The organism is Stenotrophomonas sp. 169 (assembly GCF_014621775.1).
In the GTDB taxonomy this organism is placed as follows: Bacteria; Pseudomonadota; Gammaproteobacteria; order Xanthomonadales; family Xanthomonadaceae; genus Stenotrophomonas.
This window is the reverse complement of the sequence record NZ_CP061204.1, coordinates 3,112,641-3,134,841: the sequence shown is the minus strand read 5'-3', so window position 1 is coordinate 3,134,841 and position 22,201 is coordinate 3,112,641. Positions and strand designations below refer to the sequence as shown.

Here is a 22,201-nt window from a genome sequence, read left to right as displayed (position 1 = left end):
AAGGCTGCAGGTTGGCGTGCGCCACGCCGGTGCAGATAGGGGCGAATGCGACCCGATGATGCAGATGCGCATTTTTTGTCAGGCTCGGTCATGCTGCCATTGCGCAAGATCGGACACGCGCCTGGGCCGTATCCCCTGCATCCTGCACGCAGTCTTCCAACGGGAACCCGACATGAGCCACCTCGCCCAGCTGCGCCAGCGCCACGGAATCGACCGCGTGATCGAACATCTCCAAGCCTGCCTGCGCGCAGGCACGCCCTTGCCGGAGCTGGAAACGCTGGCGTCGATCGCTCATCAATCGCCGTTCCACTTCCACCGCCTGTACCGCGCGTTGACCGGGGAAACGCCAGGGCGCACCGTGGCGCGCCTGCGGCTGCTGCAGGCACTTCAGTTGCTCGCGCTGGCGGAAAGCCGCATCACGGATGTCGCCCTGAGCGTGGGCTACGAAAGCCCGCAGGCCCTGGCACGTGCCTGCCGCCAGGCACTGCAGGCGACCCCCAGCGCACTCCGCGACGATGCGGTGCTGCGTTTCGATTGGCAGCAGCGGCTATCGCTGCCAGCCGGCGACGCGGTCGATGACCAGGTTCCGTTGCAGGTACGGGTGACGGCGCTGGATCCGTTCGATGTCGTGGTGCTGCGCACGCGCGGTGCGTTCGACGATCTGGACCAGGCCTTCGGTCGGATCCATGCGTGGGCTGCCGGGGAAGGGCTTGCCGACCAGTTGCAGCAGCTGGCGGGCATCGCGCTGAACGACCACCGTGATGTGCCGCCGGATGCGTGCCTGTTCGACTGCGCGATGGGCTTCGGTCCGCTGCAGGGGCAGGTGCCTGCACCGTTGAGGGTGATGACACTCGGCGGTGGCGACCACGCCGTGCTGCGGCACGTGGGCAGTTACGCGGGACTGGAAACGGCCACTGACGTGCTGCTGCGCCACTGGCTGCCCGACAGCGGACGTACGCTGCGCGATGCGCCGTTGTACTACCAGTACCTGGACGACCCGGAAGAAGTGCCCGAAGCGATCCTGCGTGCGGACATCTGCATCCCGCTGCAGTAACGCGGTAGCGCCGACTTCAGTCGGCTTGCATCCCCGCAGCCGACTGAAGTCGGCTCTACCTCCAAGCCAGCCGACTGAAGTCGGCTCTACCCCCACGGCAAACCGCCGCGGTGGCTCACACCACCGGGATGGGGTGTGGCTGGCCCATGGTGCGATAGGGCGGCGTGGACATGATCATCTCGGCCAGCGAGTACGCCAGTTCGCGCTCGGCCATGACCGTGCCGTCGGCACCGTGTTCCAGCAGGTGGCGTACTTCCGCATCGCTGTGGGCGCGGGCCAGCAGGGTCAGGCCGGGGTTGATCGCGCGCAGCTTGGCCAATGCCTCGCCGGCTTCCAAGGGCTGCGGAATGGCCAGCACCGCGATCTTGGCGCGGTCCGGATGGGCTTCGGCCAGCACCTTGTCGGCTGCAGCGCTGCCCCGGATTGCGGCGATGCCGGCGGCATGTGCGCTTTCCACGTGCTCCTTGTTGTCATCGATCACCAACACCGGCACGCCCTTGTCGCGCAGTACTGCGGCCAGCTCGCTGCCCACCCGGCCGTAACCGATCACGATGGCGTGGTCATGCAGGTCGCGTGAGGGGCCGGCGGCCTCTTCTGCCTCGGCGATGGCCGGTTGCAGGGCCAGCTGGCGGGCCTGCCAGCGGTCCAGCAGACCGAATACCAGCGGGTTCAGCATGATCGACACCAACGCACCGGCCAGCACCAGTGATTGCCCGGTCTCCGGCAGGATCTGCAGTGCAACGCCCAGGCCGGCGATGATGAAGGCGAACTCGCCGATCTGCGCCAGACTGGCCGAGATGGTCAGTGCGGTACTGGTCGGATGGCCGAACGCACGCACGATGAAGAATGCGGCGGCTGACTTGCCGAACATGATGATCAGCACCGTCGCCAGCACCTGCCACGGGTGCTCGACGATGATCATCGGGTTGAACAGCATGCCCACCGAGACGAAGAACAGCACGGCGAATGCATCGCGTAATGGCAGTGAATCGGTAGCGGCCTTGTGGCTGAGCTCGGACTCGTTCAACAGCATGCCGGCGAAGAACGCGCCGAGCGCGAAGGACACGCCGAACAGCATGGCCGAACCAAATGCCACACCGAGCGCGATGGCCAGCACGGCCAAGGTGAACAGCTCGCGCGAGCCGGTGCCGGCGGTACGCTCAAGGATCCACGGAATGACCCGCCGACCGACCACCAGCATCACCGCTACGAACAGCCCCAGCTGCACGAAGGTCCAGCCGATGTCGGCCAGCACGCTGCCGATGCTGTGGTTTTCCTTCGCCGCATCCGGACCGAACACGCCGGCCAGCACCGGCATCATCACCAAGGCCAGCACGCAGGCCAGATCCTCGACGATCAACCAACCCACTGCGATCTTGCCGCGCAGGCTTTCCAGCAGACGGCGCTCTTCCATCGCCCGCAGCAGCACCACGGTACTGGCGGTGGCCAGCGAGAAGCCGAACACGATGCCATGGATGGCGGGCCACCCCATCAAGCTGGCCACACCCCAGCCGAGCAGGGTGGCCACCAGGATCTGGCCGATCGCACCGGGAATGGCGATGGCTTTGACGGCCATCAGGTCCTTCAGCGAGAAGTGCAGGCCGACGCCGAACATCAGCAGCATCACGCCCAGTTCGGCCAACTGGTTGGCCAGTGCCTGGTCGGCGACAAAGCCGGGAGTGAAGGGCCCAACGCAGATGCCAGCAACCAGATACCCGACCAGTGGAGACAAACGCAGCTTGTTGGCCAGCGCGCCGAAGATGAAGGCGAGCCCGAGGCCAACGGCGACGATGTTGATCAGGTCGGTGTCATGGTGCATCAGGTCTCGCAGGCAAATCGGGGGATGTCCCGATTTTCACCGATGGGGGCCGATACAGCAAACGCCGGGCAGTGCCCGGCGTTTGCTGAAGTTGACGCTGGTGATGCCGAGCGACGGCATGCTGCCTGTTACCAGGTGTAACGGATGCGCCCGTACACGTACGCGCCATTGAAGCCGAACGGCGAATAGTTGCTGTACGGCAGCATGCCCCAGGTGGAGTTCTGCAGGTCGACGGTGCGGTCGGGGTATTCGTCCAGCAGGTTGTCGGCACCCAGGGTCAGGGTCCAGTTGTCGCTGGGCTTGTAGCTGGCCGATGCATCCAGCACCCATTTCGCGTCGTAGGTCTGGTCGCGGGTGGCGGTGGCGGAGTTGCGCACGGTGAAGCTGCCGTAGCGCGTGGCGGCCAGGCCCAGCTCCCAGTGATCCGAACGCCACGTGCCGCTGACGATCGATTTGTCACGCGGGAAGCTGTCTTCGATACGGCCGATTTCATCGCGGCCGATCAGCGCCTGGGTGATGCCCAGCGCCTGGAAGGTGGCCGGTGAGGCATCGAACTTCTGCACTTCCGTGTCGTTGTAGCTGTAGGCCGCGGTCAGTTCCAGGCTGCTGGCGGTGAACGGCACGGTGTAACTGGCCACCGCATCGACACCGCGCGTGCGGGTATCCAGGCCATTGGTGAAGTACGAGAACGCCGTCACCTGCGGCAGGCCAAGGCCGGTCAGCAGGTCGGCGACAGCCGTGTTGCCGGTGGTGGTGATGTTGGACGACAACGCGATACGGTCATCGATCTCGATCTGGTACGCATCCACGGTCAGGTACAGGCGATCCACCGGCTGCAGCACCAGGCCGACGCTGTAGGAGGTGGAGGTCTCGGCCTTCAGCGGTGCCGAACCCAGTGCCTGCGCGGCGGCGCTGCCCGCGGGGAAGGTGCCACGCTCGACGAAGTTGCCGTTGACGATGGTGCTGGTCACGGCCTGATAGCTCTGCTGGGCCAGCGACGGGGCGCGGAAGCCACTGGACGCGGTAGCACGCAGGGCCACCTTGTCGGTGAACGCGTAGCGCGCCGACAGCTTGCCGGAGAACTTGTCGCCGAAGTCCGAGTAGTCCTCGTAGCGGCCGGTGACGCCGGCGGAGAACTTGTCGGTCAGGTCCGCTTCCAGCCCCGCATAGACCGCGTAGTTGTGGCGGTCTTCGTCCACGGCGTTGATCGGCGTGAAGCCGCCGAAGCCCTGCGCACCGCTGCCGGTGTACGAGTTCAGCTCGCCCTGGCGCTGTTCCCAGGTTTCGCGACGGTACTCACCACCGAACGACAGGGTGACCGGATACGCCAGGCCCCAGTCCAGCGACTTGGTGAAGTCCGCGTTGAAGATGTCCTGCGTGTACTTCAGCGTGCCGTCGTAGAAGGAACTCGGGCTGGTCGCACCCAGGCTGTAGTTGATGCTGTTGCGGGTGTGGAAATCGAGCGTGTTCTCGCCATGGTTGGCGCTCAGGTCCCAGGTCCAGCCACTTTCCGTGCTTCCCTTCACGCCGGCAACGACCGAACGGTCCTTGGAGTACTGGTTGATCTGCGGCACATAGCCGTCCGGGTAGACCTGGGCCAGCAGGGCGGTCTGTGCCAGGTGGTTGGGCGAGCGGTAGAACGCGAACGAGGTGATGTCGCGGTTGCTGAGCATCGCGTTGGCGTAGCCGGTGACGTTGTCACTGAACGCGAAGCTGGCGTTGGCCGACACCGCCGAGGCATCGACCTGCGGATCGCCGACCACGAAGGTCTTCTCACCGATGTCGGGGAAGTTGCCGGTGTTCGGGGTGGTGCCCTGGTATGGCCCGGCGCGGTTGCTTTCGTCCTGCTGGCTGTACTGGCCGGCCACGTGCACCTGACCGCGACCGTCGCCGAAGGTGAAGCCGGCATCGCCGGACAGCTGGTCCTTGTTGCCATCGCCCGCCGCGTACTGGCCGTGGTCGATGGCCAGGCTGCCGCCCGTGCCACTGCCCTTGAGCACGATGTTGATCACACCGGCGATGGCATCCGACCCGTACTGGGCCGACGCACCGTCACGCAGCACTTCCACCCGCTCGATGGCACCGATCGGGATGGCATTGATGTCCACCGCCGACGAGCCGCGGCCGATGCTGCCGTTGACGTTGATCATTGCCGAGGTGTGCCGGCGCTTGCCGTCCACCAGCACCAGCACCTGATCCGGCGAGAGGCCGCGCAGCTGGGCGGGACGGATGCCGCTGGTGCCGTCGGTGAGCGCCGGGCGGGGGAAGTTCAGCGAGGGCAGGGCGCGCGACAGCGCGGTGGCCAGCTCGGAGGTGCCGGTGGACTGCAGGGCCTCGGGGGTGATGATGTCGATCGGCGACTGCGATTCGGCGACGGTACGGTCGGCCACGCGGGTGCCGGTGACGATCACCGTGTCGAGGGTGTTGGCGGTCTGTGCGGCGGCGGCGAAGCTGGAGGCGGCGAGCACCACGGCGATGGCGGCGGCGAGCGGGCGGGTCTTGCGGGTCATCTGGACGTGGCTCCGGTTGGGGGCGGCGGCACCGGGCGACATCTCGGGGAGCGGGACGGCGTGTTGCGGCGCGCAATCAAGCAATTAACGACAATTTAATCCCCTGTCAAATGACGGTAACGTCAAAAACTATTGCAAATGCAACGGTTTAGCGGTTCTGGCAGGAGTGGGGGTGAGAGGCCCGGGAGCCGTGGGGCACCCTCCGTGGGAGAGAGAGAGGCGCCCTTGGCGTGCCCCCGGGATACGTCAAGTATTCGTTAACGTTAGAATTGCGTCGCAGGAAAGGTGCTCACCAGCACATTCCATTCCGTTATATGGACCTCCCCCAATGATCTCCCTCCGTAATTTCGCCTTGCGCCGCGGCGAGCGGCTGCTGTTGTCCAACGTCGACCTGACCCTGCATGCCGGTTACCGGGTGGGCGTGGTGGGCCGCAACGGCGCTGGCAAGTCCAGTCTGTTCGCGGCCGTGCAGGGCGAACTGGAAGCTGACAAAGGCGATGTCGAGCTGCCTGGCCGGGTGCGCATCGCCAGCGTGGCGCAGGAAACCCCGTCGTTGCCCGACCCCGCGCTGAGCTTCGTGCTGGGCGGCGACGTGGCGGTTGCTGCGGTACTTGCCGAAGAAGCCGCCGCCACCGCGCGTGAAGACTGGGAAGCGGTGGCCGAGGCGCACACGAAGATGGCTGAAGTCAGCGCTTACGACGCCGAAGCGCGCGCTGGCAAGCTGCTGCACGGCCTGGGCTTCCCCGCTGAAACGCATCACCGTGCGGTGTCCTCGTTCTCCGGTGGCTGGCGCGTGCGCCTGAACCTTGCGCGCGCGCTGATGATGCCCAGTGACCTGCTGCTGCTCGATGAGCCGACCAACCATCTGGATCTGGACGCGGTGTACTGGCTGGAGCAGTGGTTGTTGAAGTATCCGGGCACGCTGCTGCTGATCTCGCATGACCGCGAGTTCCTCGACAACGTCGCCACCCACACCCTGCACCTGCATAACGGGGGCGCCAAGCTGTACCCGGGCGGCTACACCGATTTCGAGCGGCAGCGTTCCGAGCAGCTGCGCCAGCAGCAGATCGCGCACGAGAAAGAACAGAACGAGCGCGCCCACCTGCAGAGCTTCATCGACCGCTTCAAGGCGACCGCGTCGAAGGCCGCGCAGGCACAGAGCCGCATGAAGCGACTGGCGAAGATGGCCGGCACCGAAGCCGTGCGCGCCGAGCGGGAGTTCCGCATCGAGTTCGCCCCGCCCGCGAAGCTGCCGTTCTCGCTGATCCGGCTGAACCATGTCGAGGCCGGCTACGGCGCCGATTCGGTGATCCTGCACGATGTGGGCTTCGGCCTGGAGGCGGGCCAGCGCATCGGCCTGCTGGGCCCGAACGGCGCCGGCAAGACCACCCTGGTGAAAACCCTGGTGGGCGAACTGAACCCCATCGCGGGCGACCGCGCGGCCCATCCGGACCTGCGCATCGGCTACTTCGCCCAGCACACGGTGGAATCGCTGCACGAAGGGCAATCGCCGATGGAGCACTTCCGCGACATCGCGCCGGATGCGCCGAACCAGTCGTTCCGGGATTTCCTCGGCAAGTGGAATTTCGCCGGCGACCGTGCCTTCGAGCCGGTGGATGGATTCTCCGGTGGCGAGCGCGCGCGCCTGGCGCTGGCACTGATCGCCTACCAGCAGCCGAACGTGCTGCTGCTCGATGAGCCGACCAACCACCTTGACCTGGAAATGCGCGAAGCGTTGGCCGAGGCGCTGAGTGACTTTGAAGGCGCGATCGTGATGGTGTCGCATGACCGCCATCTGATCGGTCTGGTCTGCGATACGTTCTGGCGCGTGGCCGACGGCGTGGTCGAGCCGTTCGATGGCGATCTGGATGAATATGCATCGTGGCTGCGCACGCGCCCGCAGGCGCAGGGCACCAAGGGCAAGCTGCCCGAGCCGGCCGCCGCTGCGGTCAAGACCGAGCCGGTCGCCCAGGTCGTGCAGAAGAAGGCACCGAACCCGCACAAGCTGGCCGCTGCAGAGGCCAAGGTGGCTGAGCTTGAAGCCAGTTTGGCCGAGCTGGACCGCCAGTTGGCCGACCCGGCCAGCTACGCCGATCCGACGCGGATGGCGGTGCTGGGACGCGACCGCGAAACCGCCGCCGCCCAACTGGAAAAGGCCGAAGCGGCCTGGATGGCGCTACTGGACGGCTGAGCCGCGGCGGCGCCGATGGTGGCGCTGACGCTGACGTCGGCGCTGACGCTGACGGTAGAGGCGAGGGTAGAGCCGACTGAAGTCGGCTCTACCAGGACCCCGACGTCCCCCCACCTCAACTCACCCCGCATCACGCGCTCTGCAGCCATTCCCGGAAGCGCGCGGCGGGCTCGCGCTCTGGCCGCGAGCGCAGGCGCGCCAGCCAGTAACTGCCCAGCGCGACGGTCTGCGGGAACGGTTGCACCAGCCGACCCTCGGCCAGTTCCTGCTCGAACATGCATAGCGGCAGCAGGGCCACGCCAGTGCCTCCTGCCGCTGCCGCTGCCAAGGTCAACGAGGAATCAAAGACCGGGCCGCGCGCTTCCACACCTTGCACGCCGGCAGCCTGCAGCCAGTAGGGCCACTCATCGCTGCGGTACGAACGCAGCAAGGTGAGTTGGGCGAGATCACGCGGGCTGTGCAGCCGACGCGCCACCGCGGGTGCGCAGAGTGGCGCGAATGGCGCGTCGAGCACCTGTGTGCACTCTTGCCCCTGCCAGTCTCCGTCACCGAAGCGGATGGCCAGATCGAGACCTTCCCCGGCCAGATCGATGCGGTTGTTATGGGTCTGCACGCGCAGCTCGATGTGCGGATGAGCGCTCTCGAACGAGGACAGGCGTGGCAACAGCCAACCGCACGCGAATGTGCCCACTACCCCGATGGTGAGCACATCCCGCCTGCCGCTGGCGCCACCGAATCGCGCCACGGCCGCCCCGATGCGGTCGAAGGCCTCGTTCAGCACGGGATACAACGCGGCCCCTTCGTCGGTCAGTGCAACGCCGCGTGGCAAGCGGTGGAAAAGTCGCGTACCCAAGCGGCCTTCGAGCTGCCGGATCTGGTGGCTCAGTGCGGCTTGACTGACACACAGCTCCAAGGCGGCACGGGTGAGATTCTGGTGGCGTGCGGCGGCTTCGAACGCACGCAGCGCGGCAAGCGGAAGCTGGGAACGCAGCATAGGAGAGCCGTGAGCAAGGGTTATGGAATCCACTCATTCTAGATTCAATGCACCGATTTTCAGGGTGGGTTATGGCAGAAGGCATTCATCTGGCTCATGGCTCCTGCTGAAACTATCAGCTGGTTGCGCTGCATGTTCCCTTCGATACTCACGTTTCATTGCACTGGAGATTTCCCATGACCGACCGACGCCGTTTCCTGAAGGCAGGGGGCGCTGCACTCGCCTCGCTGGCTGCTGCTCCCCTGTTGGCCCGTACCGCGGCGACGGGGACGCCCGCGGCCGTTTCCGCCGCAGGCGCCATTGCAGAGGCGAAGGATTTCGACGCGCTCGAGCGCCTCAGTGGCGGGCGCCTCGGTGTGGCCCTGATGGACGACCAGGGCAAGGTGATCGCCGGGCATCGACAGAAGGAGCTGTTCCCGATGTGCAGCACCTTCAAGTGGCTGCTGGGTGCCGCTGCGCTGCATCAGTCCGAGCGCAGTCCCGGTCTGCTGGACCGGCGCATCCCGATGCGGGCGGTTGACCTGATCGAGCATGCGCCCATCACGTCCCGCCATGTGGGCAAGGATCTCACCGTGCGTGATCTGTGCCGGGCAACGATGATGACCAGCGATAATCCGGCGGCCAATCTGCTGTTGCGACTGCTCGGCGGGCCGGCGGGCATCACCGCTTTCCTGCGGGCCAACGGCGACGACGTGACGCGCAATGACCGCTACGAGCCGGAAATGAACCGCTTCGAGCCCGGTGACCCACGTGATACGACCAGTCCAGTGGCAACGGCCGGCAGCCTGCGCCGCATCGTGCTGGGCAACGTGCTGAACGACGCATCGCGGCTGCAGTTGACCGATTGGTTGATCGATAACGCGACCGGCGATGCCCGCCTGCGCGCAGGCCTGGGTCAACGCTGGCGTATCGGCGACCGTACCGGCGGGGATGGCAAAAGCATAAGCAACGACATCGCTGTGCTGTGGCCGCTGGCCGGCGGCACGCCGTGGATCCTGACCAGCTACCTGCAGGGGGCGACGGTCGACGGCACGATGCGCGACGTGGTGCTCAAGCAGGTAGGCGTGCTGGCGGACCGAATGATCGTCTGACGCCCTGTAAGCGCCGGGCTAATGCATGCCGCGCGGTGTGCGCGCCGAGCATGGCTCGGCGCTACGTCAGTGCACCGCGCAATGCGCGGTGCGGCCGATTCGGCATTGCGCCTGCTCAGGCGCTCGCTTTGTCCACCGCGTCGAGGAAATCGCGTCCCCAGCGGTCCACATCGTAGTGTTCGACGATGCCATACAACTGGCGCAGGCGACCGCCGGCTTCTTCGTCCGGCATGGACAGGGCCTGCATCAAGCCGGCGGCAAGATCGGCCGGATCATGCGGGTTGGTCAACACGGCGCCCTTCAGCTCGGCTGCTGCTCCCGCGAACTCGCTCAGCACCAGCACGCCGTTGCTGCCTTCGATGCCTTGCGTGGCGACGAACTCTTTCGCCACCAGGTTCAAGCCATCACGCAGCGGGGTGATCCACATCACCTGTGCGGCGGCGTAATGTGCAACGACCTCCTCGAACGGCAGGGCCTGGGCGAAGAAGCGCACCGGGGTCCAGTCCAGCCGCGCGAAGCGTCCGTTGATGCGACCTACGGCCTGCTCGATCTGGTTCTGCAGGGTGCGGTAGATGGTCATTTCGCGTGCCGCGGGCACACAGACCATCAGCAGCGTGACCTTGCCCTGCTGTTCGGGATGCTGCTCCAGCACACGTTCGAAGGCTTCCAGCTTGGCGAGCGTGCCCTTGGTGTAGTCCAGCCGCTCCACCGACAGCACCAGCTTGCGCGCCCCGATTTCGCGGCGCAGCTTGAAGATGTCATTGCGCACATCGCTACGCGCCAGCGTGTCGTGGATACGACCCAGATCGGTGCCGACCGGATGTGCGCCCAGTGCCACCTCCCGGTCGCCCACGCGCAAGCGCGTGGTCATGGTGTCCAGGCCCACCGCGCAGCCGTAGGTGAGGAAGCGGGGTGCGCAGTTCTCCCACGCCAGCCGCTCCACCGGAGCCGCCCCCCGCACCACGTCGACGAAATTCTCCACCTGGCGCGGGATGTGGAAGCCCACGTAGTCACACGCCAGCAGGCTGCCGATGATCTCGCGACGCCACGGCACCACGTTGAACACATCCGCGGACGGGAAATAGGTGTGATGGAAGAAGGCGATCTTGACGTCCGGGCGCAGCTCGCGCAGGTACGCCGGCACCATCCACAGGTTGTAGTCGTGGATCCACACCGTCGCCCCGTGTGCGGCTTCGGCGGCGGTGGCTTCGGCGAACTTGCGGTTGACCTTCAGGAAGACCTGCCAGTCATCCTCGCGGAAGCGCGCGCGTTCCCAGAACACGTGCAGCATCGGCCAGAAGGCTTCCTTGGAAAAGCGCTTGTAGAAGATGTCCACTTCCTGGCGGCTGAGCGGCACCCGTGTCGCGCGCAAGGTGGGGTACTGCGCTTCGTCTACGGTCACATGTCGCTGGAACGGCCGATGCTTGGGATCGTCGATGCCCCAAGCGATCCAGCTGCCCTGTTGCCCGCCTTTGAAAAAACTCAGCAGCGACGGAATGATGCCATTCGGCGAGCGCGGCGGCCGTTGCACCAGCTTGCCGTCTTCGAAGCTCTCATCGAACGGCATGCGGTGATAGACCATCAGCAGCTTGGCGCCTTCGTGGGACACCGGCGCCGGTGCGGCCAGGTGCGGATCACGGGCGTCGAGCAAGCCGAAGTGTGTAATGGCTTCGAGGATGCCGCCACAGCCGGGTGCTTCGGCATGCAGGGTGCGCTCCTGCCCGTCGGTCGCCTCCAGCAGAGCGGCCTCTGACTGGCCGACGCAGACGCCGCGGAAGCCGGCGACATACATCGACAGGTCGTTGAGCGTGTCGCCGGCCACGAGGATGCGATCGACCTCCAGGTCCAGCGTACGTGCCAGTGCGGCCAGCGTGCGGCCCTTGTCGGTGCCGGGCGGCAGGATATCCAGGTAACGGTCAGCCGAGTACAGCACGTCGCAGCCGAGACCGCGCGCGGTCTGTTCGATCTGCGCGCGCAGTGGCGCCAGGGTCTCCGGATCGCAGAAATACGAACACCGGCGCTCCTGGGGCACATCCTGGCGCTGCAGCGCGGTGAACGGCCGCATGGCCTCGGCGACCACGTGCTCACCGGGCCAGTGCGCATCGATCATGGACTGCAGCGGCTGCACGGGCTGCAGCGTGTGGCCGTCGACCACCGTGGCGCCGACGTCGCAGACGATGTAATCGGGCACCGGGATGGAGGGGTCGGACAACAGCGGCATCACCGCTTCCAGGCCGCGGCCGGTGATGAAAATGAGGGAGATGCCGGGATGCTGGTCGATCAACCGGTAGAGGCGGTGCCGTTGCGCGGCGCTGCCGGCAAGGAAGGTGCCATCGAGGTCGGTGGCGAGGATCAGCTGTGGCGGTGCTGCGATTTCAGTAGCGGGGACAGCGGGTTCGGTTGCAAGGGTAGGGTACTCGACAGTCAATGTGTTTCCTTTTCAGGGTGGAGGGGAGTTTCGGTTTCCGGCATCAGCTCCAGCGCGGACGGGGTGGTCCGCACCATCGCGCGGAAGGGAGCCGGATGGGTGCGCAGGCGCGCGTGGCGCAACAGGCGGGTGGCGGTGAAGGCGGCCAGACAGGCCAGCACCACGGCGAAATACAGCGGCAGGGCCGGTGCCCCGAAGCGGGTCATCAGCGCGCCGGCGATGGCCGGCCCGATCGCCGCGCCCACGCCATGGACCAGCAACAGGCTGCTGCAGCCGGACAGCAGGTCTTCGCTGGCCAGATAATCGAGCATGTGGGCGACAGCGAACGGATACAGCGCGAACACCAGGCCGCCGTAGCAGAACACCAGCAGGAACATCACGTGGATCTGCTGTTGGATCAGTGGCATCGCCGCCAACACGCCCAACCCAGCGGCTGCCAGGCTGACAGCCAGCAGGCCGATGCGGCGGTCATGCCCGTCGCTGATGCGCCCGAGCGGCCACTGCAGCAGGGCGCCGCCGGCGATGGCAGTCAGCATGAACAACGGCACGCCATCGCCGCTCAGGCCGATCTCGCCGGCGTACACCGGCAGCAGGCCCCAGAAGGGCCCCATGGCAAGCCCGGAAAGGCCGGCAGCCACGGTGGCGACGGGGGCCAGCGTGTAGAGGTTGGCCAACTTCAGGCGCGGCACATTGGGCACATCGGGCTGCTGCAGGCGGGTAGCGGTCACCGGCAGCATCGCGGCGCAGACGAGCAGGGCGGTGACCGTGAACATCGCCGCTGCACCGGCATCGCCGAGCATCAGCAGAACCTGGCCCAAGGCGAGCGCAGACAGGTTGATCATCATGTACAGCGAAAAGACGCGGCTGCGTCGTTGCGGATCCGGCTCGGCGTTGAGCCAGCTTTCGATCACCGTGTACAGGCCGACCAGCGCGATGCCGGTGACCACGCGGAGCAGCCCCCAGCCCCATGGGTCGAGCCACAAGGGATGCAGCAGGACGGCCATCGTCGCCAGCGCGGCATGGAAGGCGAAAGCGCGACTGTGGCCCATCCGGCGGATCAGCGGCGGGGCGGTGAACGTGCCGACGAAAAAGCCGGCGAAATAGCCGGACATCACCCAGCCCAGCGCGTTGGCGCTGAAGCCTTCCTGCCCGCCGCGCACGGCCAGCAGGGTGCCGAGCAGGCCGCCGCCGGTAAGCAGCAAAGCCACGCCAAGCAGCAGGGAAGTCAGCCGCAACATGGGTGCGACCTTCGTGGGGAAGGTTGGGCAAACACGTCAACGACCTTAACACAGCGGACCTGACCTCCCTGTTGCAATGGCTTACCATGCGCGGCTCGATACCCCTGCGATGCCCACGCCATGCCGATCTACGCCTTCGCCTGCACCGACTGCGGCCACGCCTTCGACCGTCTGCAGAAAATTGCCGACGCCGACCCCGTCGACTGTCCCCAGTGCGGCAAGTCCACGGTGAAGCGGCAGATCACCGCGCCGTCGTTCCGCCTGGCCGGTGGCGGCTGGTATGAGACCGACTTCGGCAAGAACAAAAAGAACCTCGTCGAGAAGCCTGCCGCGGTGCCGACGAGCAGCGGCGACTGATCACGGCAGGTTTGCGCGGAGTGGCGTGGCTGGGTAGGGTGGAGCGATGAACATGCTTCGACTCATACCCATGATGGGGCTGCTGGCCCTGGCGGGCTGCGATGGAAAATCCCGCCACGTGGTGTCCAACGAGGTGGCGACGGCGCCCGCGGATGCTTTCCTGGCCAGCGTGGCCGCGCACTGCGGCAAGGCCTACGCCGGCGAGATCGTCGAGGATAATCCGGTCGCCACCGGCCCCGCCCCGTTCGCCGGCAAGCGCTTGGTGATGCACGTACGCGGCTGCGAGGACACTTCCCGCGAAGTGCGCATTCCGTTTCACGTGGGTGACGACCATTCGCGGACGTGGGTGCTCAGCCGCACCGAGCACGGGCTGCGGCTGAAGCACGACCACCGGCACGAAGACGGCAGTCCCGATGCGATCACCCTGTATGGGGGCGACAGCAAGCCACCGGGTACGGCAGAGCGGCAGCAGTTTCCGGCCGATACCGATTCGGTGGCGATGTTCCGCAAGGCGGACATGCTGGCCTCCACGCACAACACGTGGGCAATGGAGATCAAGCCGGACGAGGAGTTCGTTTACGAGCTCACGCGCCCTGACGGGCGGCGCTTCCGGGTAGTGTTCGACCTGACCCGCCCTGTGGCGCTGCCGCCGGCCCCGTGGGGTGCGGACCGCTCAGCCGCGCCCTGAATCCGCACGCCGTGGTAGCGCCGAGCCATGCTCGGCGGAATGCGTGGACACCTGTGCCGCTGCGCTCGCCGACCGTGGGTCGGCGCTACCGGCCTCGGACGCCCTTGCCGCTGCGCTCGCCGACCGTGGGTCGGCGCTACCGGCCTCGGACGCCCTTGCCGCTGCGCTCGCCGACCATGGGTCGGCGCTACCGATCCCGCACGCCGTGGTAGCGCCGAGCCATGCTCGGCGGAATGCGTGACCGCCCTTGGCGCTTCCGTTGCCGGTGTCTCAGCGCAGGCCGAAGCGGGCGCGGCAGCCGTTGCTGACCCACAGGCTGCCATTGCTGTAGCCCCAGCTCTGGCCCTCGCGACAGGCGCTGCCGGACAGTTGCTGCAGCAGTACCGGCTGGCCGCGGCGGGCTTCCCACGCGCAGGTGCTGCGGCGCTTGTCATTGCTGCTGCAGGTGACACTGTAGTTGGCGTTGCCACTGTTCCAGCCACCGCCCCAGTTGCCGCCGTTGCCTTGCCCGCGCGCTTCCGCGAACTCGGCGCGGCAGCCGCCGTTCACCCATACCGCGCCATCCCGCACGCCCCAGGTGCGCCCTTCCACGCAGGCCGTGCCGGATATCTGGCGGACCAGTCGGGCATTGCGCCAGCCGGCGTTGCAGACGCGCTCGCGGTTGTTCTGGCTCTCGCAGCGGATCGTCCCGCTATTACCGGCGTTGCCGCCGTGACTGCCACCCGGCCGGCCATCATTCCAACCGCCGGAGCCTCCTTGGCCGGCGCCTCTCAGTGAGGTGGATATGTCCTGCTTGATGCGCGAAAACGCCCAGCCCGAGCTGACCTGGTCCAGATAGAAGCGCAGTTGGTCGTCAGGAATGCGCCGTCCGTTGGACTGATCCGCATATTCCTGGCTGATCACCCGGATCCGGTCATTGGCCGTGAGCTGGGCGAGGTTTTCCGGCGCGTAGGCACGGGTCCCGACCTGTGCGTGTGCAGCGGGCAGGGCGGTCGAGCCGGCCAAAGCGACGGCCAGACAGGCCAGAGTCCAACGGTTCATGGCGACATCCCCGAGCAGTCGATGGTGCGCGACTATACGAACCGGGTGGATTAAATCCACGTGACCGCGCGGGATTTGCCCCCGGAGGGGGCTGGGCCGCAGAATAACGGGCTTTCCGGCCCCTCCTGGTGCCGGCGTACTCCAGCGGAGCTTCCCCCATGCGTACCCACTTCTGCGGCCTGATCGATGAAACCCTGATCGGCCAGACTGTCACCCTCGCCGGCTGGACCGACGTGGCCCGTAACCAGGGCGGCGTCTGCTTCATCGATCTTCGCGATCATGAGGGCATCGTGCAGGTGACGGTGGAGGTCGACAACGCCGCCGTGTTCGCGGTGGCCGCGTCGCTGGGCTATGAGGACGTGCTGCAGGTGGAGGGCGTCGTGCGTGCCCGCCACGCGGTCAACGACAAGATGCGCACGGGCAAGGTGGAAGTCATCGCCACCGCCATCACCGTGCTCAACAAGGCAGCCCCGCTGCCCTTCCACGCCCATGAAAATCCGGGCGAAGAAACCCGCCTGAAGTACCGCTACCTGGACCTGCGACGCCCGGAGATGCAGCGCATGCAGCGCACCCGGATCAAGCTCGTGCAGGCCCTGCGTCGCCACCTGGATGGCGAAGGCTTCCAGGATATCGAAACCCCGATCCTGACCAAGGCCACCCCGGAGGGCGCCCGCGACTTCCTGGTGCCGGCGCGCATGCACCCGGGTGAGTTCTACGCGTTGCCGCAGAGTCCGCAGCTGTTCAAGCAGATCCTGATGGTGGCCGGCTTTGATCGGTACTACCAGATCGCGCGCTGTTTCCGCGACGAGGCCCTGCGCGCAGATCGCCAGTTGGAGTTCACCCAGCTGGACATGGAGTTCGCCTTCGTGCGCGAGCAGGACGTGCAGGATTTTGTCGAGAACATGATCCGCTGCATCTTCAAGGAAGTGATCGACGTCGAACTGGCGGCGAGCTTCCCGCGCATGACCTGGGCCGAGGCGATGCGTCGTTATGGGTCGGACAAGCCGGACCTGCGCATCGCACTGGAGTTGGTGGACGTGGCCGAGCTGGTCAAGTCCAGTGAGTTCCCGGTGTTCACGGCCGCTGCCCACGATGCCGACGGCCGCGTCGCCGCGCTGCGCATTCCCGGTGGCGCCAGCCTGAGCCGCAAACAGATCGACGAGTATGCCGCGCACGCTGCCAAGTACGGCGCCAAAGGCCTGGCTTACATCAAGATCGGCGACAACGGCGAAGTCAGCTCGCCGATCGCCAAGTTCTTCACTGAAGAAGGCTTCGCCTCGCTGGTCGCCCATGTGGGGGCCGGCAATGGCGATATCGTGTTCTTCGGCGCAGGTGGCTACAACAAGGTGTCCGACTTCATGGGCGCGCTGCGGCTCAAGGCCGGCAAGGAATTCGGCCTGGTCGCCGACAGCTGGGCGCCGCTGTGGGTCACCGATTTCCCGATGTTCGAATGGGACGAGGAGGCGCAGCGTTACGTCGCCCTGCATCACCCCTTCACCGCGCCTGCGGTGGATGACATTGCCGATCTGCGCACGAACGCGAAGACCGCTGTGTCGCGCGGCTACGACATGGTATTGAACGGCAACGAGATCGGCGGCGGTTCGATCCGCATCCATCGCCCCGACATGCAGAGCGCGGTATTCGAACTGCTGGGCATCGACGCGGACGAAGCCCGGGCGAAGTTCGGCTTCCTGCTGGATGCGCTGAACTACGGCGCACCGCCGCATGGCGGCATCGCCTTCGGCATCGACCGCATTGCTGCTTTGATGGCGGGCACCGAATCCATCCGCGATGTCATTCCGTTCCCGAAAACCACCGGTGCGCAGTGCCTGATGACGGATGCACCGTCGCCGATCGCCGATGTGCAGCTGGCAGAAGTGCATATCCAGGTGCGACCGAAGGGCTGACCCGTTTCCTTGGCGTGTCGGCTTCCCGCCGTCACGCTCGCCACCCTGGAGAGCGCCATGACCGCAGGCCACTACGCCATCCGCCGTGCCACTGTCGATGACGCCGCGACCTTGTCGGTGCTGGCAGCGCGCACCTTCACGGAAACCTTCGGTCATCTGTATCCGGCACAGCACCTGCAGGACTTCCTTGAGGAGCACTACGTCGTCGAGCGACAGCAGGTGATCCTCGGCCACCCCGACTACGCGGTGTGGTTGCTGGAGCGTGACGGAGTGGCGGTTGGCCATGCCGCGGCAGGACCGTGTGGCCTGCCGCACGCCGAGGTCCAGCCCGGTGACGGGGAACTCAAGCGGCTGTATCTGATCAAGGACGAGCAGAGCTGTGGCTGGGGCAGCAGGCTGCTGGAGACCGCGCTGGCCTGGCTGGAGCGCGACGGCCCGCGTCCGCTGTGGCTGGGAGTGTGGTCGGAAAATTTCGGCGCACAACGCTTCTACGCCCGCTACGGTTTCCACAAAGTGGGCGAATACCTGTTCCCGGTGGGTGAGACCCAGGACCTGGAGTTCATCCTGCGACGGCCGCTGGTCGCTGCCGCCGATCAGCCGGCGACAGCATAGGCAGGGGCCCGCTCAGCGGGTGCGTGGTGCGGCGCTGAACGTACCGGGCAACGCGGCGGTCTGCGCCGCCGTGCTACGGCTCTGCGTCATCGCCACCAGCAGTTTCAGCTCGTTGCCGCTGAGGATTCCGCTGGACAGGTCGTCCCCCATTCGCGATAGCGACTGCTGCCGATCAGGCCAGGGGCCGTGCACCGGCTCTGCGGCACCCAGATTGAACCTGCGCTGCAACGTCTCGCTGAGCAGGCTGCGCAGCTCGTTGCCACGGTAGGTTTCGCTTTCCTTGTTGCGGTAGCCGGTGGTGTGATGGGTGATCAGCCGGTGGTAGGGAATGACGCCCTGCCAGCAGGCATGGCGGTCTGGCGTGAACATGTCGTGGTGCTCCAGATAGATCACCTGGTGCCCCATCAACGCGAACGGTTCCAGCGCACCGCTGCGGATGCCGATCACCGGGCCACCGACGGTGTCCAGCAGCTTATGCATGAAGTACCACTGGTGTTCACGCGGTGCCAGCACGCGCTCACCGTTCAGTTCGGCCGCCCAGAAACGACCGACATGTGGATGCAGCTGCGGACGATACGGATGACGGTCGGTGAGCCGATCCTCGCCGTTTTCATCGCGTGCGCGGTTGATGTAGGTATCGGCGATGCAGTACACCCGGGTACCTGCTGCGCCCGTTTTATCTGGGCCCAACGCATCGGCGATCTGCTCGAACATCATCGGTCGGGAGATCGCCTCTGCTTCGCGGGCATTGGCATATTCGCGATCGGCGATCCATAGCGCGGCAGCACCGGGCTGGATGCCCTGTTCGGCAATGACCGTGTCGACGAGCGCGTCGATGCGCGTGCGTTCGGCCGGATCGACCAGTGCGATGAGCTTGTTGCGGACATCGATGCAACGATCCTCGGGTGACATGTCCGGTTCGCGGAAGCGGCGCGCGATCAGCTCGGTGGTGGCGGATATGTGGAAGACGTGCGTGCCCTGGTGCTCGGCGTCGCCTGCCAATGGCGAGTCCGCACCCTCCACGTGCCTGAAGTCCGCGCGCGTCGCGCTGTCGTCCAGCGATTCACGCGCGTCCTTCAGGCTTTTGCCGGTGTGTTCGTACAGCGACACCCGATCGGCCGCGTCCGCCTGCCTACTGGCGGTGAGAGCGGTGCGGATGACCTCGAAAGCCTCGCGGGCATGGGCCTGCTCGGCCTGGTTGCCGCGGCTGTAGGCGATGGATACGTTGAGCTTTGGATTGATCAACATGGCAAGGATCAGCGAATAGCGGTCGCCGGTGGCATAGCCGGGCAGGAAGGTGTGGATGCTTGAATCCGCGGCCTCCAGGGCTGCGCTGAAATCCACGTCGCGGGGATGCAGGTAGGGAACGCCCTGGCCCGTGACGGCATCGATCCGATAGCCCTGCCGCAACTTCACATCCTCGAGAGGTACCTGCAGGTCCAGCTGCTGCGCCTGCTCGAGGACCTGCGCCAGCGCGGTGCGGCCGATTTCCTGGCGCACGCTCTGGCTGTCATGCGAATGGTGCTGGTAGGCCTTGAGGTAAAGGTCGCGGGTGGCCTTGTCGGTGGGGTTGGCTGCGGTGAAGAAGGCAGCTGGATGGATCCGCTGCTCGGCGGCAGGGACTTCGACGCTGCCGCCGAGCATCGTCACGCACGCCCAGCCGGCGACGAACTTCCGCGAGTCACGGCCCACGTCGAACTCGGCCGCAGCGCGTGACTGGCTGAGCACTGGTGCAGAGGGTCCGGCCGCACTGAACAACAGCGAGGCGTGTTCGCAGATGGGAGAGCCTGCGCCACGTGATGGTGCAGCAGGAAGCAGACAGGGGGAGGTCTGGGGAATGCTCAATGTCAGCATGGAGGAGTCCAGAAGTTCAGAGGGAGTGGAGCAGTCGCTGGCGTACGACCTGCAGGCGCTGCAATGCGCCGGGCAGGTCGTCCAGTGCAGGAGAGTCGCTGGCATGCGCCTGTACCAGGCGCAGGACACCGGTCCGTGGATCAAGCGCGATGGAGGCGCCGTCCATTACCCGTGGCTGGTGATGGTGGGCCAGCAATGCCCGTAGCCGTTCGGCATCGCAGTGCAAGCCATCATCGGCAAGTTGGCAGTGGATCAGCAGTTGCTCGGCCGAGCACTCCAGGTGCCATTCCACCCCGACGGCGTCGAGCAGCGTGTAGGCTGCGGCGGAAATGTCCAGTGGCAAGGGAAGGTGCTGCGCGGCGCGCTGAAGGATCGGCAGTGCCCAGGCTGGCAGAGATGCAGTCATCGATGTGTTCGGGTGCAGGGAGGGAGGGAGGGATAGCCTGCACAGTGCGTGTGCCCGTTACGCTGAGGCACGCCTTAACACGAGGAAGATCAATCGAACTTGGCGTTGTCGTAGGCAATTTCACTGCGCATATCGCTCGTATCCGTGGTGAAATCAACGGTCCCGATGACTCTCCAATACGCGTTCTTTCAAGCGCTCGCTTTCCGCAACGATCGTTGGCGTCGAAAGCGACATCAATGCAGCAGATGCAGACCGGACACCATGCGTCCTTCGCCTTCCTCCCTGCTGGCCCCGCCGGCACCGATTCCTCGTCCCGACCTGCTCTGCGTTTCCGCCACGTCGTCGCGGGGCACAATGAAAAGAATCCGCGTGCACAACGCCAGCCTGCCCCCTGCAGCAGCACGCGCGGCGGAGCACTGGCATGCTGTGGTGAAAGGGCGTCAGCTGCGCCGCTCGATTCATGTCACCACGCTGGCGCCGGGGATGGTCGCCGTCCACCTGCAGGCAACGCCGGCGTTGCTCCAGCGCATGGGCCTGCAGCACGCCACGACGGCCGCGCTCGCAGAAGACCCTTCTGACGCAGTGACCAAGCGGCTTGCGTGGATGAGTCTGGATCCCCGTCGTTTCAGTGGCCACGTGGTGCAGGGCGATGCGCTGTTGGACCCCTGCGTGCTTCCCGCGGGCGAGGCGGCGGCAAGGCCGTGCGCGCGGATCAATGGCGGATACTTCAACTTCCGCCAGCGCGCCTGCGTCGACCGCCCCGAGCATCTGTCCATCGGGCCACTGCGGACGCAGGGCGGAACGCCGCAGCCCACCCTGCCGCTGCCACCGGCCTTTGCCGATGACTATCACGAACTGGGATTCGCGGACGGCTCCTCGCTGGCCTGCGCGCCGTTGCTGGCTGAGCGGGGGGCGCCGGTGTTCGCGGCCAAGGCCAGCGGTAGTCCGCTGTACCAGCTGCCGCGGGATTTCGCCTTCGAGCGGGGCGACCAGGTCGCTCCCGGCGTGCTGTGGCATGCGCATGATGCCAACCCGCGGGCAGCGGTCAGCCTGCCCACCACCGCGGACAGCGGATGTATCCGCCTGGTAGCAGCCCCGATGACCGATCGCGGCTGTGCCGACTCCGGCTGGACCTTGGCGGAATTTTCCGGCGCGCTGGCCCGCCTGGATCGTCTGGGTGGGCAGCACGGAGCGCCGAATATCTCGCTCAACCTGGACGGTGGCGAGTCCGTGGCCCTGTTGGCCTGGACCGAAGGGCGACCGGTACTGGATATCCGGCAGACAGTCCAACCGCGGCAAGTCGGCAACCTGATTGAATTCCGGGCAGCGGCCTGCCTGCGGTCGCCGGAAATGGTCAGATGCGTCAAACTTGGCGGATGAAGCAATCGGTTCTCCTTCTGCATGGCATCTGGAACGCCCGCGCCTGGGTCGGGCCGTTGGCATGGCGGCTGCGCGCGCGCGGCTTCAACGTGGAGACCTTCGGCTACTCCAGCGTGCTGGGAGGGCCGGACATCGCCGTGCCGCAGTTGCTGCAACGCTTGCAGGACAGCGGGCCGGTGTCCCTGGTCGGCCATAGCCTGGGCGGGTTGGTGGCGCTGGAGGCGCTGCGCCGGAATCCCACGCTGCAGGTGCAGCGGGTGGTCTGCCTCGGCTCGCCCCTGCGTGGCAGTGGCACCGCCCGTACGCTGGCCGAGCACGGCTGGGCAGCGGCATTGGGTCGCAGCAGCGAGCTGTTGCTGGACGGCCTGCCCGACTGGCAGGGCGAGGCCAAGGTCGGCCTGATCGCCGGCTGTGTACCCCATGGCCTCGGCAGTCTGCTGGGGGTGTTCGACGGGGATTCCGATGGCACCGTGGGGTTGGATGAGACGCGTCTGCCGGGATTGGCCGATCATTGCGTCGTCCGCTGCAGCCACAGTGGCCTGGTCTTCTCGCTGGATGCCGCCCGGCAGACCGCCCAGTTCCTCCGCCACGGGCATTTCCATCCGGGCCGCGACGCTGCGGCAGCCTGAGG

At 66.3% G+C, this 22,201-nt stretch carries 16 protein-coding genes and 1 pseudogene; 9 read left to right on the top strand and 8 right to left on the bottom strand.

What is annotated here, in order from left to right; all coding sequences use genetic code 11:
• Nucleotides 1–172 precede the first annotated feature (172 nt).
• Entirely contained in the window at nucleotides 173–1,054 is an 882-nt protein-coding gene (locus ICJ04_RS13605) for an AraC family transcriptional regulator (protein ID WP_188324753.1), read from the top strand.
• 115 nt (nucleotides 1,055–1,169) lie between these two features.
• On the opposite strand, the gene ybaL is transcribed toward ICJ04_RS13605, so the two are convergent.
• Nucleotides 1,170–2,873, bottom strand: coding sequence for a YbaL family putative K(+) efflux transporter (ybaL, locus tag ICJ04_RS13600; RefSeq protein ID WP_188324752.1), 1,704 nt, complete (start codon nucleotides 2,871–2,873; stop codon nucleotides 1,170–1,172).
• 128 nt (nucleotides 2,874–3,001) lie between these two features.
• Entirely contained in the window at nucleotides 3,002–5,383 is a 2,382-nt protein-coding gene (locus ICJ04_RS13595; protein WP_188324751.1) for a TonB-dependent receptor, read from the bottom strand.
• 328 nt (nucleotides 5,384–5,711) lie between these two features.
• On the opposite strand from ICJ04_RS13595, the gene ICJ04_RS13590 reads away from it, so the two are divergent.
• The gene (locus ICJ04_RS13590) at nucleotides 5,712–7,574 is read left to right on the top strand and encodes an ATP-binding cassette domain-containing protein (RefSeq protein ID WP_188324750.1); all 1,863 of its coding nucleotides are present in this window, start codon (nucleotides 5,712–5,714) and stop codon (nucleotides 7,572–7,574) included.
• A 130-nt stretch (nucleotides 7,575–7,704) separates the two neighbouring features.
• Here ICJ04_RS13590 and ICJ04_RS13585 read toward each other — a convergent pair whose 3' ends face one another.
• Nucleotides 7,705–8,568, bottom strand: a complete 864-nt coding sequence (locus tag ICJ04_RS13585) for a LysR family transcriptional regulator (protein WP_188324749.1) — start codon at nucleotides 8,566–8,568, stop codon at nucleotides 7,705–7,707.
• 176 nt (nucleotides 8,569–8,744) lie between these two features.
• Here ICJ04_RS13585 and bla point away from each other — a divergent pair, with 176 nt between their 5' ends.
• Entirely contained in the window at nucleotides 8,745–9,659 is a 915-nt protein-coding gene (bla, locus tag ICJ04_RS13580) for a class A beta-lactamase (RefSeq protein WP_188324748.1), read from the top strand.
• 115 nt (nucleotides 9,660–9,774) lie between these two features.
• Here the strand turns inward: bla and ggpS are convergent, their stop codons facing one another.
• The gene (gene ggpS / locus ICJ04_RS13575) at nucleotides 9,775–12,015 is read right to left on the bottom strand and encodes a glucosylglycerol-phosphate synthase (protein WP_188327342.1); all 2,241 of its coding nucleotides are present in this window, start codon (nucleotides 12,013–12,015) and stop codon (nucleotides 9,775–9,777) included.
• 68 nt (nucleotides 12,016–12,083) lie between these two features.
• On the bottom strand, nucleotides 12,084–13,325 hold the full coding sequence (locus ICJ04_RS13570; RefSeq protein WP_188324747.1) for an MFS transporter: 1,242 nt from the start codon (nucleotides 13,323–13,325) through the stop codon (nucleotides 12,084–12,086).
• A gap of 120 nt (nucleotides 13,326–13,445) precedes the next feature.
• On the opposite strand from ICJ04_RS13570, the pseudogene ICJ04_RS13565 reads away from it, so the two are divergent.
• Nucleotides 13,446–13,646, top strand: a pseudogene (locus ICJ04_RS13565) (zinc ribbon domain-containing protein); the annotation flags it as partial.
• Between the two features lie 82 nt (nucleotides 13,647–13,728).
• Complete coding sequence (locus tag ICJ04_RS13560; protein WP_188324745.1) at nucleotides 13,729–14,370, top strand: hypothetical protein; 642 nt, start codon at nucleotides 13,729–13,731, stop codon at nucleotides 14,368–14,370.
• A 270-nt stretch (nucleotides 14,371–14,640) separates the two neighbouring features.
• Here ICJ04_RS13560 and ICJ04_RS13555 read toward each other — a convergent pair whose 3' ends face one another.
• Nucleotides 14,641–15,411, bottom strand: coding sequence for a DUF3011 domain-containing protein (locus tag ICJ04_RS13555; protein ID WP_188324744.1), 771 nt, complete (start codon nucleotides 15,409–15,411; stop codon nucleotides 14,641–14,643).
• Nucleotides 15,412–15,569: 158 nt separating this feature from the next.
• Between ICJ04_RS13555 and aspS the strand changes: the two genes are divergently transcribed.
• Nucleotides 15,570–17,318: an aspartate--tRNA ligase gene (gene aspS / locus ICJ04_RS13550; RefSeq protein ID WP_188324743.1), complete on the top strand. Its 1,749-nt coding sequence runs from the start codon at nucleotides 15,570–15,572 to the stop codon at nucleotides 17,316–17,318.
• 57 nt (nucleotides 17,319–17,375) lie between these two features.
• The gene (locus tag ICJ04_RS13545; RefSeq protein ID WP_188324742.1) at nucleotides 17,376–17,930 is read left to right on the top strand and encodes a GNAT family N-acetyltransferase; all 555 of its coding nucleotides are present in this window, start codon (nucleotides 17,376–17,378) and stop codon (nucleotides 17,928–17,930) included.
• A gap of 12 nt (nucleotides 17,931–17,942) precedes the next feature.
• On the opposite strand, the gene ICJ04_RS13540 is transcribed toward ICJ04_RS13545, so the two are convergent.
• Together ICJ04_RS13540 and ICJ04_RS13535 are read right to left on the bottom strand one after the other, a co-directional pair.
• Nucleotides 17,943–19,784 (bottom strand): hypothetical protein, encoded by a 1,842-nt coding sequence (locus ICJ04_RS13540; protein WP_188324741.1) that lies wholly within the window; start codon nucleotides 19,782–19,784, stop codon nucleotides 17,943–17,945.
• A gap of 16 nt (nucleotides 19,785–19,800) precedes the next feature.
• A complete protein-coding gene (locus tag ICJ04_RS13535) occupies nucleotides 19,801–20,190 on the bottom strand; it encodes a hypothetical protein (RefSeq protein WP_188324740.1) in 390 nt (129 codons plus the stop codon).
• Nucleotides 20,191–20,544: 354 nt separating this feature from the next.
• On the opposite strand from ICJ04_RS13535, the gene ICJ04_RS13530 reads away from it, so the two are divergent.
• On the top strand, nucleotides 20,545–21,570 hold the full coding sequence (locus ICJ04_RS13530; RefSeq protein ID WP_223202893.1) for a hypothetical protein: 1,026 nt from the start codon (nucleotides 20,545–20,547) through the stop codon (nucleotides 21,568–21,570).
• Nucleotides 21,567–22,199 carry an alpha/beta fold hydrolase gene (locus tag ICJ04_RS13525; RefSeq protein WP_188324738.1) on the top strand — a complete coding sequence of 211 codons (633 nt, stop codon included), beginning with the start codon at nucleotides 21,567–21,569 and terminating at the stop codon, nucleotides 22,197–22,199. Before ICJ04_RS13530 ends, ICJ04_RS13525 begins: the two co-directional genes overlap by 4 nt.
• The last annotated feature ends 2 nt before the right edge of the window (nucleotides 22,200–22,201 follow it).